At 46.4% G+C, this 17,019-nt stretch carries 5 protein-coding genes; 2 read left to right on the forward strand and 3 right to left on the reverse strand.

What is annotated here, in order from left to right:
• Positions 1-96 precede the first annotated feature (96 nt).
• On the forward strand, positions 97-2,994 hold the full coding sequence (locus tag RIG68_RS13455) for a PAS domain S-box protein (protein ID WP_350122999.1): 2,898 nt from the start codon (positions 97-99) through the stop codon (positions 2,992-2,994).
• Positions 2,995-3,090: 96 nt separating this feature from the next.
• Here the strand turns inward: RIG68_RS13455 and RIG68_RS13460 are convergent, their stop codons facing one another.
• A complete protein-coding gene (locus RIG68_RS13460) occupies positions 3,091-13,047 on the reverse strand; it encodes a leucine-rich repeat domain-containing protein (RefSeq protein ID WP_350123002.1) in 9,957 nt (3,318 codons plus the stop codon).
• Positions 13,048-13,283: 236 nt separating this feature from the next.
• Here RIG68_RS13460 and RIG68_RS13465 point away from each other — a divergent pair, with 236 nt between their 5' ends.
• A complete protein-coding gene (locus tag RIG68_RS13465) occupies positions 13,284-15,677 on the forward strand; it encodes an ABC transporter permease (RefSeq protein WP_350123005.1) in 2,394 nt (797 codons plus the stop codon).
• A 6-nt stretch (positions 15,678-15,683) separates the two neighbouring features.
• On the opposite strand, the gene RIG68_RS13470 is transcribed toward RIG68_RS13465, so the two are convergent.
• Positions 15,684-16,262 (reverse strand): Uma2 family endonuclease, encoded by a 579-nt coding sequence (locus RIG68_RS13470; protein ID WP_350123008.1) that lies wholly within the window; start codon positions 16,260-16,262, stop codon positions 15,684-15,686.
• Positions 16,263-16,314: 52 nt separating this feature from the next.
• Positions 16,315-17,019 (reverse strand): sulfite exporter TauE/SafE family protein, encoded by a 705-nt coding sequence (locus tag RIG68_RS13475; RefSeq protein ID WP_350123011.1) that lies wholly within the window; start codon positions 17,017-17,019, stop codon positions 16,315-16,317.

The following is a 17,019-nucleotide window of genomic DNA, read 5'->3' on the forward strand; positions in this document are numbered from 1 at the left end:
GCAGAAAAAAACATACATGTAAGGGTGTGAGGTAGCTTCCGAAAACTGAGAGATGCCTACCCTTTAGTTTTGAATCATACTTTACTCTCTCTGGTTATGTTAGTTGAAATTTTAAACGGTTACGAGAAAAAAGGCCCGATGGCTGCGAAGGATTCAAAGGCCTTTGTAACCACCAATATTATCAATTACTTCTTTGGCGCACTTAACGCTATCGTTGCATTTTCACTCTTCCGCAGCTATAACATCGATGCACCGTTTACTTTTGCTCTGATCAGCCTAACCCACTTTTCTCTTACACTATATACCAACAGTCACAAAGGTTTCTGGAAGAGATACTGTACACTGGCCAACGCCAGTTTGTTCACAATACTCCTGGGATATGCTTTTGACGGCATGCTGCCTATTCAAATACTGTTCTTTACGCTACTGACTGGAATATCGGCGCTGCTTTTCGGAAACAAAGAGAAAAAATCGTTGGTGCTCTGGTTCTCCATTCCATTTCTATTCCTCACCATCACCTCACTCTCCTCGGTTACCTTCGGCGAAATCAGCAAATCACACCTTTCCCTTAATATCCTCCTGATCTGCGTGGGCATATTTGCCATAGCATTTGGTCTTGGCTCTACCATTATTAAGGTTCGTCAGGTACAAACCATACTAGATGCCTTGCTACGGTCTTCTTCAAAGGAAAAAAATTCGTTCTCCAGCCTTTCATCCACCAATCTTGAGCTGATAAAAAACGACATCACTGAGAAAGAAGGAGTTTATAAGCTGCTTGCCACCCATTCGAAAGACATTATTCTCCTTTGTTCAAAACAAGGCGACATTACATACATCTCGCCCGCTGTGGCGACCATCCTTGGTTACCAACCCTCAGAAGTAATTGGTAAAAACATTAAGATGTTTATCGACCCAAGCACTAATGGACTGACACAAGACGGCACAAATAATGACTTCTCTGTGAGAACGAAGGCTGGCAACTTCGTATGGCTGGAAGCTACTGCGCAAAAAATATTTAACGACGAAGGGCAACACATTCAAACTCAAGCCATTCTTAGAGACGTAACCGAGCAAAAGTGGCTGAACGAAGTGCTAAAGCAAACAACACAGCTGGCCCGCATTGGTGGCTGGGAAACCGATGTAGTGTCGGGAAGAAGTACTTATACAGACAGTTTGGCCGAGTTGCTGCAATTTAAAAGCGGTGAAATTCCAGCCCTGAGTGAAGTTCTAACGAGGTTTAGCAAAACATCAGCGGAAAAAATTGGTGGGGCTTATGCGCAGGTCTTCGAAGCAAGTGTTGGCTTTGATATAGAGGCTGAGCTGGAAGTTCCCGGGAGTGAGACAAGCTGGGTGAGGATTGTAGTTGAGCCAAAAACTGAAAATGGCCGACTACACAAAGTTATTGGCAGCCTTATAGACATTACGGAAAGAAAGAAAAACGAACAAGCGCTCAGGGAGTTGGCAATGGTTGCGCAATATTCAAGCTCAGGTACCATCATAAGCGACAAGAACGGACTAGTGGAGTGGGTCAATGAGGCATTCATCAAAATGTCGGGTTACAGCCTTGAGGAAATTAAAGGAAAAAGGCCGGCTACTGTTCTTCAGGGACCGGATTCTGATGTGCAGGTTAGAAAGGCCATGTGTGAGGCGCTTGACTCAGGCACTAGCTTCCGAGGAGAAATAATCAGTTACAACAAGGAGGGCGAGGCCTACTGGGTTGAAACGCAAATAAACCCCGTTTTCAGCCAACATGGTGAGCTAATAAAATTCATCTCTATTGAAAACAATGTGAGTGAAAGAAAAGCTGCAGAAAGCCAACTGCTGGAGGCGAAGAAAAATGCTGAAGAAGGATCTGTGGCAAAGGAAAGATTCCTGTCTACCATGACCCACGAAATACGGACTCCATTGAACGCTGTAATAGGCATGAGTAAAATTCTTATGGATGAGGAACCACGCAAAGATCAGCTTGAGCTACTACAGACACTCCACTACTCCGCCGAAAACCTGCTTACCCTGATCAACGATATACTTGATTTTTCAAAAATCTCTTCGGAAAACATTCAGTTTGAAAACATCCCCTTCAAGTTCAATGAAGAAATAAACAAGGCGGTTCACTCGATGAAGTTTAAAGTGCAGGAACGAGGCAACACTATTGAATTCGATGGGGATTCTAAGCTCCCGACGCTGCTCGAGGGCGACCTTCACAGGATTGTTCAAGTGCTCAATAACCTCATAGGCAATGCCACCAAATTTACTGAAAAAGGAAAGATCAAAGTAGCTACAAAACTGCTTCGTCAAGACAACAACAAACTTTGGGTTAGGTTCTCAGTCGCCGACAATGGTATTGGGCTGAGCAAAGACAAGCTTCAAATCATCTTTGAAAAGTTCAGCCAGGCTGATGCCTCAACTTCAAGAAAGTATGGTGGAACGGGCCTCGGCCTGGCCATTTGCAAAATGATAGTAGAACAGCAGGGCGGCAAAATATGGGTTGAAAGCAAAAACAATCAAGGCTCAACTTTCTACTTCGATATCCCTTTAAAAACCACAAATCAAACAATTAAAAGCGACCAGCATATGACACATCTACTTGAATCCCTGGAAGAAATCCGTGTACTTACTGTTGATGACAATCAGATCAACCAATTAGTACTTGATCGTTTTTTGAAAAAATGGAATGTTAGCTTCAAACAAGCAAGCAATGGTAAAGAGGCCATTGAACTAGCGAACAAGGAGAAGTTTGACATTGTTCTCATGGACCTTGAAATGCCGGTTATCGATGGGTATCAAGCAAGTAGAGAAATCAGAGAAACAAGTAATTTCAACAGCGACACCCCTATCATTGCTCTGACTGCCTCTACGAGAAAAGAAGTGGAGGGCAATGTGTATGCTGCCGGCATGAATGACGTAATGATGAAGCCCTTCAATCCTACCCACCTGCATCAATTGCTGATGGACTACACCATGCCGATCAGAACTTTGCATCATGTGGCATAACAAGAAAGACCACTAAGCGTGGTCTTTCTTGTTGATGATATCTCACAGCAACCTATACCGTTGTCCGCATGCAAACAGCTGTCTACAATTTTTCCTCTATTTTTTCTGAATCCTCCATGTCTCAGTGAAGCTTCCTGCTTCATCAGAAATTACGAGAATGTACATTCCAGGCGTAAGTCCAGAAATATCCATCGCTGTTCTTTGGGGCCCATGACTAAACGGAAGTGCTTGTAACATCAGCTCTCTTCCAGTCACGTCCGTCACCCTCAAGTTAAGACTCTCAACCTTTCTTCTGACGAAATAATCGAGACTAATAATATCCTCGCCGGGGTTAGGGTACACATTAAGGTCACGAATAAACGGAGCTGCAATCCCCTTTACTGCTACTTTGTCCACTACAATTCCTTCGGGCGTTACAAGTGCGGCTACTGAAATCTCGTTGAGATCCGTCTCTGTGCCTAGTGTTAGCAAAATATCAGAACTCTGATCCATTGGAACACCCGGGTACTGAATATTTATGAGATAGGTGTCGTCTGGCAAAGTGCCAAAACTAAAATTCCCTTCTTCATCAGTCACAGTATATGCCACAAAATCATAGTCAAACTCATTGCCCTTTGCCCTAAACCGCTGGCGACTCAAGCTCACTCCGGCCCCAGCCACACGTTTTCTGTCAAGAATTCGAGCCTCTTCATCAGTGAATACGCTGTCTGGTAAGTCAGAGTCAACTCCTCCTGTTATCACACCATCGCCGTTGAGTGGTGGTGGTGTACCGAGAAGACCAATGGCCAACCCTGAAACCGGATTCCTGACTCGCAAAGTATCCGCTTGTACCCAGTCTATGGTGCTTGAATAATAGGTTTGCAGAGCGTCGGGGAACAACTCTAAGTCCGGTTTGGCGATAATGATGTAATCACCAAGTACAATTTTTTCAGCTATAAATGCCCCCTCAGGTGACACTTGTGCAGCTGCGATGGAATCGTAGGGGCCGTCTTTGATCTTGTATACGATAGCCACGCCGCTAGTCAATGGACTCTGATCGAAAGCTGAGTTTATCGAACCAGAGATAGTTGTTGTAGCCAACACATTCTGATTCCTGTTTCGAATACTGAAATCAGGCACTTTCGGGCTCTTTACCTCCACGAAATAAGCACCCATCTTGTCATAGGTCACGTTGTCGATAATGTGGAATCGCCTTGTTGCGCCTTCAATAGGCTGATCGTTAAAGTACCATTGGTAGTTGTTGGTAAGACCGCTGACCTCAATGGCTACCTTATGAGCCTGCCCGACAGGCACGCTGTCGTATCGGGTTTCACCAAACCTGCGCTGAGGACTGAATAAGAACTTGTCGCCAAGAGCAGCCAGGTTTGTTTCGATGCTGACAAAACCGAGTCTGTTTCTCGTTAAATCCACAGAGGTTAAGCTGTCCAATCGCTTAAGATCAGGAAGGAACCTGATCTGGTTGTCTATTGCCGGGTCGAACGAAGGAGCTGAATTAGAAAGATTAATAACGGCTAGCTCGCCAATGTCTCTGATGGCTGCCGACATAGGGCCAACCATGCGGTTATTTGGCAAATTGAGCTGGCTCACTCGTCCATTCTTGAGCGTTACCCCGCCCCAGGTAGACAACTCTCCCTGGAGCCAGTTGGTCTTGTTTACCCAGTTTGGCCCATCGGTTCCTTCATAGATCGCCACGAGCGCCAAACTATCTCTTTTTCGTGACGAGATCTTCAACACGTACTCATCTGTGTCCAGCACAAGGTCGGGCACCGATGCATTGGCCACACGGGCAAAATAGGTTCCCTCACTGTCCTCCGTCGTACTCGCAATAAAATAGTCTTGTTCTACTGCACCAGCAATCTCAGCATCATCTTTGAACCACTGGTAGCTGTTCGTGGATCCTCCCATTTCTAACTCAAACAGGAATGCATCGCCTGCGCTATGCAGCGTATCGAGTGGGAGCCCAAACCTTCCTTGCGGGCTGTATACAAAGCCATTCACCGCCAGGTTCGGCTCAATGGAGCCAAAGCCCACCTTGTTATTTGAGATGTTTAATGTGTCGAGGCTGGCCAACCCAGTGAGGTTGGGTACGAACGTGAACTGGTTCTGCTGCAAAATAAGAATCTGCAGGCTGTCCATGGTGGCCACGCTAGCTGGCACCGACCCTTCAAGTTGATTGTCGAAGAGGTAAAGTGACTTTAAACTTTTAAGCTTTGCAATGGAGTCAGGCAATGAGCCTGTGAGCTTATTCTGATGTAGATATAGCGCCTCCAGGGAGGTCATATTACCAATTTCTGCCGGCACCGATCCGTCAAATTGATTGGCGTCAAGGGCGAGAATCTTCAGCTTATTGAGGTTCCCGATTGTAGGTGGAATTATTCCCTCCAATTGGTTCCCCATCACTCCGAAAATAGATTCCAGCTTGGTGAGGTTGCCAATTGATTCTGGCAGGCCCCCGATTAGCTGATTTCGCCCCAAATCGAGGGCATTGAGTGACTGAAGCAGACCTATGTCATCTGGTATCTCACCACTTAACTGGTTGTCATTCAAGTACAGCATTTCGAGCCCTTTCATCCCTGTAATGCTTGAAGGAATTGTTCCGGTCAATTGGTTGGCTCCCAGGTTCAATATACGCAGAGAGTCCATGTCAAATAGCTCGGCGGGCAGCTCCCCTATCAAATTGTTTCCGGGAAGATCGATTTCTACTACTCTGCCATTGGAGGTCTTTATGCCATGCCAGAAACCAACAGGCAAAGCTGACTTCCAATTGGTTTTGTCCGTCCAGGTATCGCCGCCGGTAGTATCATACAACTTAACTATAGCAGCCAAATCCGCTGAGTCCATTTGGCTGGCTGTCTTGAAAAAGCGCAAGTTAAGCCAATCGCCGCTTGCTGTTTTGTACTCCATCCACAACGTATCGGGAGCATAAACAACTGAGGACACAGACGCCAAAATACCCGTAGGGTCTGTCAGTGAAGGTTTTGACACCACGTTGCATGCCCTGCTCAGTGTGTCAATAACTGTCGCCGAGCCGAAGTACTTTTTGTAGTAGCCGCCCGTTAATCCATTGATAACATAGGTGCCAGGCGCTGTGGAATAAATGGCCGCATACGACTCCTCACTTGGTATGACTACCCCGTCTCGTTTTCTTGCACCATACTTCACCAGATAATCTCCATCCGTTAAAGGAAGCGCTCCACAGGACATTGTCACATTTGCCGACGCTGACACTGCAGACTGACTAACACTTTGACCATAGGCGACCACCCTCACGTTGTAAACACTGTCCGGCAAAAGGCTTTTTATAAGCACCTGTGATGTATCGGAGGGTACCACCTTGATATTTGAAAAAGCAGTTGCACCCGAAAGCTTGGCCTGTACAAGGTACGAAGAGGCATCAACCACTGGCGTCCACTCGATATAAGCAGACGTGGTATTTGCGGCGACAGCCCTGCTGATGGCAGGGGCCAACGGCGTAGCTGACTGACCGTGCATACTGAAGAATAAATCCCTTTCCTCAACACCTTCAAATTTTGCCGATCCAATTTGCGCATTAAAATGCACCCCGCCCGCCACAACGGCCGCATTATGATAGGCTGAATAGTTCATTGCCCAGGAATATAGCTCTCCCTCACCGGCATCTGCCCATTTAATGGTGCCGTTGGTATCAAACGAGGCAAGGTATAAAAGACCTCCATTGACGACCGGGCCTCCAAACTGTGTCGGCTCAATATCCATTGCACCGGCTACAAAAAAGCCTGTGGGGTCAGCGGCTATTTTATAAGGGTAGTCACTTCCTTGTGGCGTTCCAAACGTTTTCCCCCATATACCAGCACCTGTATTACCGTTCAACTTGGCAATCAGGTTCAATTGTCCATTTTGGCTTACAGTTATCGTGTCTATCGAAATCGAGGTGCTTTTGGGAAAAGCTAGCACCAACACATCTCCATTCGCATCAAGGGCAATGTCTCTGGCCTCATCGTCGCCTGTGCCACCAATGGATCTAAGCCATCGTATATTTCCGGCAAGGTCATAGTGAGCTACAAAAAGGTCTGTTCCGCCAATGCCAGTGGCAGGAAGTCCCCCAAATGTCCAGTCGTTGCTGTACTGCCCCAGAACATACACTCCGGAGTTATTTGCTTTTACTCTTTGAAACTGGTTAACAAAGTCCGTTTGAGCGGAGACCAGGGCCCCTTGCAAAGCCAGCAGCGGTGCGCCAGTGGCATCATATTTCAATAGTGCATGACCCCCTCCTGTCAAAGTTGTCGCACCATGGGTAAGGCTGCCATTGAAGTAGCCAGCGACAAACACATTTCCTGCTGAATCGACGGCGACCGATAACCCCCCTGAATCGCCAGTTCCTCCTGCCGGCTTAGCCCAAATAACATCGCCATTTGCTGCATTGAGCTTAATAGTTATCATATCAGTATGACCCAGAGCAGGGAGTGAATCCGCTCCAATGGTCATCGCACCGTTATAATAACCAGTCACATACACACTTCCCTGCCCGTCAATCTGAACTCCCTCTAAAATGTCGGTTCCTGTGCTGCCGAAACTTTTTGCCCAAACTGGGCTACCTAAAGAATCAAGTTTGACAGCCAAAAGGTCATGTGCTCCTTTGCTGGTGACTTGCAGGGCACCAAATGTGGTTGTGTCTGTGGCATAACCAACCAAATAGGAAGAACCCGATGCGTCAGTGACAACATCAAGAAAGTTCTCCCTGCCCCTTCCCTTAAAAAACTTCGTATTGTCCCAGGAATCGGCCAAAGAATTTGAAAACGTGAATACTTCTTCTGTATAAGTATAGTCGGAATAGACACCTTGCAGAGATCGCAATCGGTAGTAATAGGTCTCTCCCGAAGCCACTGACGGATCGGAATAGGTCAACACCGAATCAGGCAAAGATGCAATTTGGCTATATGGGCCAATGAAATCATCCGCTCGCTCCAGGCTATAACTTGCTATACCCGGCACGGCGGCCCACTTTGCGCTAATCGAATCATCGAAGGTGGCAAATGCCTGAAAGGCGCCTGGTGCTGCCGGAATCGGCAAACCAGAATCGTTATGAAAAACTAAAAACCCATTTCTATTGCCATTATCAATTAAATCAGTGACACCAAAACGCTGAGTGTATTCGAAAGAACCCGTCATTACAATCCCCTGATCGACAGGCGAATATTCCAGCCCCCAGGGAAGGCCAAACGATCCTTCTGATTTATCTACCCATCGCACCGCACCATCGGTTCCGTAGGAAGCTATGAAAAGCTTTCCATTGCTGAGAGTGGAAGCATCGAAGCTGGTGGCGCCATAGCCCATTGTACCTGCAACAAATGCGCTATTCCCATCCGTGGCCAGACTATAGGGAATGTCGTTTTCATTGGGCGTTCCGGCACTTTTGCCCCATAGCACTGTTCCATCCGAGCCATTCACCTTGGCCAGATAAATATCATATCCAGTTCCCGAATTAGTAACACTTACAGCGTCGACCGTAGCTGTGGCTCCGTCAAAATCTCCAGTCCAAAATACATTTCCGGCAGCATCAACAACCACTTCGTTGCCAAAGTCTTCTCCCGGCCCAGCCATGGTTTTTACCCATTTGAGAGAGCCGTCGGTACCATAGTTAACCAGCACCGCATCTCGGAGAGCATTGGGGGTAATAGGCGTGCCTTCAAAAGACCACTGGCCGTCTACTTGGCCAGTAACATAAACGTTACTTCCACTTACCGACACGGAAAGGAAGTCGTTGACAAATCGGGTATTTCCCACAAGCGTACCAAACCGTGCGAAAATCTTACTGCCGTCAGATCCAACCTTGAAAAGCCCTGGCCCACCACCTGTGAGGGCCGTACCGCCAAAGGTGAAATCACCATTGAAATACCCCGCCAGGTAGGCGTTACCAGCCGCATCCACAGCCAGCTTGTTAACTATGGCGTCCCCAGGGGAGCCCAGCGTTGTGATCCACGTAACCGTTCCATCCGGCGAAAGGCGGGCAACATAGCCATCCTGTGCCCCACCGACCGGTGCCGGTGCCGACTGGCTGTCAACCGTAAAGGCACCTCGATGGTAGCCCCCCACATAAATACTTCCTCCAGGGCCTATGGCCACATCGACCGCAAGATCCACGGCCAGGCCTCCAAATGTTTTTATCCAATCAATGGTTTTGGTACTATTCACTTTAATGACAATGGCATCGTTAGCGCCGTTGGAATAGATACTATCACCATTTAAGAATAAAGTGCCCGCAAAATTACCGGCCAGGTAGGTGTTGCCCAGGCTGTCCACCGCCATGTCGAGAAGGGTTAGCCTGCCGGGAGTTGTAAATGCTTGTTGAATATTCCAGGTGTCGGGCAAGCCAGTGCTGAAAGTGGCTGTAACAATAGTGGGAGAATACGCAGATACTGTTAGTCCATTTTCATGCTTGAGCCGGTAATAGTACACCGTGTTGGCAAACAGACCAACGTCCGAATAGCTTGTTATGGTATCGCTAAGTATGCCAACGGTCAGAAAAGGGCCGGCATCACTGGTTGCACGTTCTAAATAGAGAGAGCCTCCATTAGCAAATTGATAAGGTGTCCATTTCAGTTCAATGCTATTTTCCGACTTCGTTCCCGCCAATAGCCCCTTTGGTACAGTGCTATTTTCGGTCACCGTCAGCAATTGATTTACTCCAGGATTGAGTATAACGTCGGTGTTTCCAGATGGCCAGTTCACTGTAACCGAAGTGATTGCAGTTTGAGCTCCTAAGCCGAAATGCTGGATCACGCTGTTTTGACCAGCATAACCAGATCCTGTTTTAACGACTCTACTCTGCGCACCCGCAGAGTATTGCAAAGTTATCTTAGCACCAATTCCTTCGGCATTGGAGATGCTTCCAGCCAACTTCACCTTTAGCCAGTTGTTGGCATTCCCAACATTAAGATAACCTCGAGGGATATTGGTTTCCAATTGCCCATCTGAACCAACATTGCGGTCAATATTCAGCATGTCAAGGAAGCCGTCGTTGTTAAAATCTGCCAAAGTAACGGCGTAAAACTGGTAATATTTATACAGTGTTTGCTGAAGAGCATCGAGTTTTGTAAAGCTACCGGCGCCATTATTTAAAAAAACTGGGGGCTCTATTGCCGGTGTCAAAGTAATCAAATCCAGATCCCCATCATTGTCAATATCCCCAAGCGTTGCTCCCCGGGTATTGATATCAAGGCCAGCAAATGTAAAGTCATCGGAAACTGTAAAGTTACCGGCGCCATTATTTGTAAATAGTTGGGTGTCGCCTGCTCCCTGACCACCAAAAAGGAAAAGGTCTTGATCCCCATCATTATCTATATCACCCCAGCTATGGCCTCTGGTTCCTAACACTGGCTGAGTTACAATAGGACTGCTAAGATTCTGGGTAAACGTGCCATCGCCATTGTTCTGAAAATAAAGCCTTCCAGTGAGGTAGCTAATAAAAAAGTCCAGAGTTCCATTATTGTCAACGTCCTCCCACGAAGCAGTGGCTAGTTGAGCCAAATTAACCCCAAACGCACCGACAACTTCTGTAAAAGTGTTGTTGCCGTTGTTTTTGAATAGAGTAATGGGACTTGACACATTGGCACTCCCCCAAACAGCCAAATCAATAAAACCATCACCGTCGTAGTCACCCCAAACACCACCCTCCGTATTGTCAAGATTGGCTACCGCAGGAAGCGTGAGGCCGGTAAAAGTGTTGTTTTGATTATTCAAATACACTTTCACATCTATGGTTGGAGGAGCGTCTGATCTATACCCCAAATCGCCTACAAAAATATCCGGGTACCCATCATTATTAATATCGCCCCAGCTAGCCGAACGAGGATCGAGTAAGTCTGTAGTTAAATCTCCCGCACTAATAGAGGTGAAGGTGCCATCACCATTGTTTTGGTAGAGTCTATTTGGAGTGCCCGGACCAGTAAATCCTGCGCCAATAAACAAGTCCTCATCGCCATCCTGATCAAAATCTGCCCACGCCTGGGCATATGTCTCGTTTGGAATTGAATCAGCAAAGATAGTGTTGGTCTCATCCAAGAAGAAAAGAGTCTCTGCCTTGGATCTAAGCGTTTTCGGAAAGGAAGAAATGGTAACAGCTAAAGTGGGATGATCAATATTAACAATATATTCTCCGGCATCTGTAGCTGTTGTAAAAGCACCGATCGAATATGTGTTGCTATTGGCTCCAGGGATGTCAACTCCATCCAGGGTCCATTGGTAGGTAACTCCTGTTCCAGACTGTACAGGCACGGTGAAAGTAAACGGATCACCATCCTGAAGAAAAAATTCTGTGGGGTTTACCGTGCCGAGATTTTGCTGTGGGTCATAGCTAAAGCCAGGCCCCAACGGCTCATATGGTTCAAGATCCCCGAACTGAAGCTTATTCTGCGTAACATCCAGAGTGCCTATGCTTATCCAATCGAGAGTAAAATCTGGCAAAGCGTCAAAATCATTGGCATTCAGCGCCACATTCACAAGACCTGTTAGCGAAGACCAAGCAGCTGGCACACTGCCTGAAAAGCTATTGTGATTAAGATATAGGTTTGCCAGGCTACTGCCAATATTGCCAAGCTCGTCGGGAAGCACCCCCGACAAGTTGTTATCAGAGATGTCCAGATAAGTTAATCCTGTCAAATCACCAATTTCTGCCGGAACCGCCCCTTCAAAATTATTGCTGGCTATATCGAGTATTGCTACAGTGAATAAAGAGCCCACAGGTATTAACGAACCTGAAAGGCTGTTATTTGAAAGGTCAAATGTTGTTATTGTTACCAAATTAGCTATTTCTACTGGCAGTGATCCATAAATCCCATTGCCTTCCAAATAAAGATCAAGAAGAGCGGAAAGGTCTCCAATAGATGGAGGCAAAAGACCAATTATATTATTGGCATTTAAGCTGATCTGGGTAACTCGATCACCGGCTACTGTAACGCCATACCATGTTGCCACGTCCCCTGTCAGCCAATTGGCATTATTTATCCAATTTCCCCCGTCTGTCGAATTGTACAAATCAACCAGTGCCAAAGAATCTGCTGCATTGACAGATTGATAAACAATTATTGGTTTACTGGAGATGGTAAGCCCGGGAAAAACAGAATTAGTAACATTCAAAACGTAAGTGCCACCATCACCAACAGTGGCGCTAGGAATACTATATGTGGCAGCGTTAGCACCCGGAATATCAATAATCCTTTGCCATTGATAAGCATCACTTGCGCCAGCTCCGGGCAGAGGTGGATCAAATAGCAATGGGCTGCCGGTTTGTAAGTGAATATATTGGGTAATACCAAACTCCTGCTGAGTAGGAGAACCAGTAATGATTGCACTATTTGGCTCCAAGTCTTCGAAAGTAAATATGTTTCCATCTACTTCAAATGTCGTTAAGCCAACCAAAGCAGATAAATCCGGCAAATCAGTTAATGAATTTTCCTGCAAATACAGTGCGGTGAGCGCTGTAAGATTCACCAGCGATCCCGGAACTGCCCCGACAAACTGGTTATGATTTAACCACAATGTCCCGAGATTTACCAAATTGCCTATTTCCGTTGGGATGGTTCCTGAGAACTGATTTGGTGCCAAATCCAAATACGTCAAATTGGTCAGGTTGCCAATCGAAGTTGGCAATGATCCGGATAACTGGTTATCCCACAACTGAAAATCCACCAATGCTGTGAGGGTACCGATTTCAGTAGGGAGGGAGCCGCTTAGCATATTTCCTCCTAAGTTCAGGTTAGTAAGTGCCGTTAGGTCGCCAATAGAAGTTGGTATTGTGCCAACCAAGTTGTTTGTATTTAGGTCAACCTGTGTCACTCTGTTTCCAACGACCGTAATTCCATTCCAGGTAGGAACAGCCCCAGTGGTCCAGTTAATGTTATTACCCCAACTTGCACCATTGGTGGCATTATAAAGATCCACCAGCGCCAGGGAGTCAGCCGCCAGCACCTGGGCCTTGACTTGTGACGGTTTGGATATCAGCAATAAGAAGAAAACTGCGGATACTACTGCCAGAAAGGCATACTTAGTCTTGGGAGTGTTTGGTTTGGTCAGCATAATGAACAGGCTAGCGCTAATACAATTTAAAACATGTAACAATATAAACTATTTACCAAAAAGTCATCAAACATTGAGCAAGAGGCAAAATGTGTACACTGTCGAACAGCTAATTGACTCATAAGCGTACAATTAAACAATACTCCTAATTGAGTATTTTTATAAATTGCTGTTAATCAAGTAGATAAATAAACAGGTACGTAACTTGTTGCTGGTTTTATATAAATTTTCTCTTTATGCTAAGAAGTTATATAGTTGTAGCTATTAGAAATTTGCGCCGCCAGGGCTTTTATAGCTTCATCAATATTTTTGGTTTAACAGCCGGCGTGCTTTCCAGCCTGTTTCTTTTGCTCTATATCAAAGACGAGCTGAGCTTCGACTCTTTCAACGAAAAAGCTGATCAAATATACCGTGTGGGCATGCATGCCTCTATTCAAGATACGAAGCTAGATATTTGCCAGGCCATGTCGCCCATTGGGCCTACCATGAAGACAGATTTTCCGGAAGTCGAAAACTTTGTTCGGATCAACTACCCTGGCAGGGAATTGGTGACAAAAGATGATCAGCAATTCTACGAGGAGAAATTCTATTTCGCCGATTCTTCTTTCTTTTCCATTTTTAGTTTTCAACTACTCAAAGGAGATCCTCAAAAGGCACTTGTTGAGCCCAATTCAATTGTGCTCACCGAAAGCGTAGCAAAAAAGTACTTTGGAGACGACGAGCCCATAGGCAAAGTGATCAAAACAGGGTCTGAAGAGTGGCAACGAATTGTCACGGGGGTGATGAAGGATGCCCCAGCCAACTCCCACTTTCAACCCAGAGCACTTGTTTCCTATAGTACCTTACCCGTTCAGGGCCCCTCTGCATGGGGCAATATCAACGATTGGGTATATCTTCAGCTTGCTGCTGGCACTAACCCAAAAGTGCTGGAAGCCCGATCCCCGGTGTTTATGGAAAAGTATACCGGTGACCTCTTCCGCCAGTTCAATGCAAAAGCCGACTTTTACCTTGAACCGCTCGCCAACATTCACCTCTACTCTAAAAATGAAGGACAAATTGAGCCAGCCGGAGACATCACCTATATTTATGTTTTCTCTATCGTAGCTATTTTTATACTGCTTATTGCCTCCATTAACTATATGAACCTGGCCACTGCACGTGGCACCATGCGGGCCAAGGAAGTGGGCATCAGAAAAGTGCTTGGCTCTTATCGCAAGCAACTCATGATCCAGTTCACCGTAGAGGCCGTAGTGGTGACACTTCTTTCTGTCGTGTTAAGCGTGGTTTTAGCATTCTTCCTTCTGCCCTATTTTAATGATCTTGCTGACAAGGCAATCACCCGAGATTTCTACAAGGATCCCTTTATTCTGCTTGCTTTGAGTGGGGTTTTGGTGTTTTTAGGTTTGGTGTCGGGAAGCTACCCGGCTTTCTACCTATCCCGGTTCCAGTCGGCGCAGGTACTAAAGGGCAGGGTCTCCTCCAAATCGGGTAATCCGGCACTCAGGAAAGCCCTGGTGGTTTTCCAGTTTTCCATTTCGATCATAATGGTGATCTGCACGTGGGTGGTATACGACCAGCTCAACTTTATGAAAGAAAAGAACCTGGGCTTCAACAAAGCCCAGGTCATCCGTATTCCGCTGGAAGGGCAAGAAGCACGCAAAAAACTCGATGTGCTCAAACAGGCGCTTTTGGCTAGCCCGGATATTTACAGCGTAGGATCCGGATGGACTACACCAGGAGGCGACTTCAACCTGAACGGTATATTTGTGGAGACGGAACAGGGTGGTTTTACCGAAAAGGGATTTATGAGCTGTCAGGTGGATGCAGGCTACCTTCCAACACTTGAAATTGAGCTAGTTGACGGACGCAATTTTTCAGAAAGCACGAAAAGTGATACCTCCAATGCGGTTATCGTCAATCAGGAGCTGGCCAGAGAGATGGCATGGACCGAACCCATTGGAAAGCGTTTCAAGGTGATGATTGGCGAGGGCATGCAAACCAGGGAAGTGAAAGTGGTAGGTGTTATTAAAAATTTTCATCAGAGAGCACTTCAGGAGCCTATCATGCCGATGATTATTCACAACAGTGTTCAAAACGGCATTTTGCTGGTGAGGATTAACACGGCTAACACTGGCGATGTGTTAAGTTTTATTGACAAGACCTGGAAAGATATTATTACCAACAGGCCACTACAGTATTCCTTTCTTGAGCAGGACTTCTACGAGAAATACCAGGCAGATGAGTCGAAAGGCCAGGTTTTTGCCACGTTCTCCATTTTTACCATTGTTATTGCCTGCATGGGTTTGTTTGGCCTTGCTTCGTACACGGCAGAGCAAAGGAAAAAAGAAATCGGTCTGAGAAAAGTGATCGGTGCCTCGGTTTCGAGCATCATGCTATTGATTTCGAAGGACTTTTTGAAGCTGGTTGGCGTTTCTATTTTGATCGCCTTCCCTATCGCCTATTATGCCATGAGCAATTGGCTTCAGGAGTTTGAATTCCGGATCAGTCCCAGCCCAATTACTTTTATTTCTTCGGCTGGCCTCATCCTGATTGTCACGCTGCTCACAGTCGGTTACCACAGCCTGGTAGCAGCTACAGGTAATCCTGTGGCCTCATTGAAAGACCAGTGAGGCCCATTAAAATATCTTTGTCAGATTTAGGCTAAAACCTGGCAGCACCATTTCGCCGTCAAGAACCTTGTTGAATGGAGTTTCAATCATTCCTTCAGAGCGATAAATGTATGTCACCCTCTTTGCGGAGTCGATCAACCAGCCAAGACGACAACCATTGCTTTGATACTCTTCCATTTTCTTGTGTAACTCGGAAAGCCGATCAGAAGGAGACATCAGTTCAATGATAAAGTCGGGACAAATTGGCGGAAACCTTTCTTGCTCTGCAAGTGAAAGTGCCTCCCATCTGGCTTTTGCAACCCATGATGCATCGGGGGAGCGAACAGCTGCATTTGGAAGCGTGAATCCGGTAGACGAATCAAACGTATATCCAAGGTTGGTTTGCTCATTCCACGCATCAAGCCTCGCACCAATGCGCATTCCCTTATTACCAATTAACCCCCCGCTTGGTGTCATAATGATAATTCTTTTATCAAAAGTTCGTTCAAACTTCAAGTCTCTGTTTTGCTGGCAAAACATATAAAACTCCTCCTCTGTAAAGGAGTCAAGTACTTTATCCGGAAATTTGAGTTCGAAAGAGTCCATTTCTTGCCTTTTACTCAAAGATAGTAAATCTGCAGATATGCTTGTAGAAGTATCAGGGAGTCGTACAGATTGTAATTCCAGCAAAAGGACTGCTGCCAGGCGCCCCCGGCATATACTCAATGTGAAGATTGAGCCCACGCCAAATGAGCAACAGGCCAAGACACGCAATAAAAATGGGAGCCAGCCTTCTTACGCTCAGCCAGCTGACATGATTGGCTAACCCACTGCCATAGGAAATAGCCAACAACATGGGCAAGGTGCCCAGACCAAAGAAGATCATGTATAAGCTACTTTGAAAGTAGTTGGCCATGGACAATGAACCGGCTATGGCAATGTAGACCATGCCGCAAGGCAGCAGGCCGTTCAATCCGCCAAGCCAAAGTTGGCGAAACGGGCCACTCGAAGCCACTGCCTTGCTCATCCATTTTCTGACATGGCCTGATAGCCATCCAGTTGTTTTTGCGGTAAGGTAATGACTATGAAATCGGGAAGAAATCAAGGGAAATATCACTGACGCAAGCAGCCCAATACCAAGCAGGAGAGAAAACCACTTTTGCAAACCTGCAAGTTGGGCGGCAAAACCAAGACCACCCAGTGTAAGGCCCAACAGAGCGTAGGTAAGAATTCTACCCGTGTGGTAGGTGATTTTTCCATAGCCGCTACCTCCTTTGTGAAGGGCAAAAACAAGCGGGCCACACATGCCTGCACAGTGTAGGCTGCCAAATAGTCCAAGCACAAAAGCTGACCAAAGCGGCAT

The organism is Imperialibacter sp., assembly GCF_040222385.1.
In the GTDB taxonomy this organism is placed as follows: domain Bacteria; phylum Bacteroidota; class Bacteroidia; order Cytophagales; family Cyclobacteriaceae; genus Imperialibacter.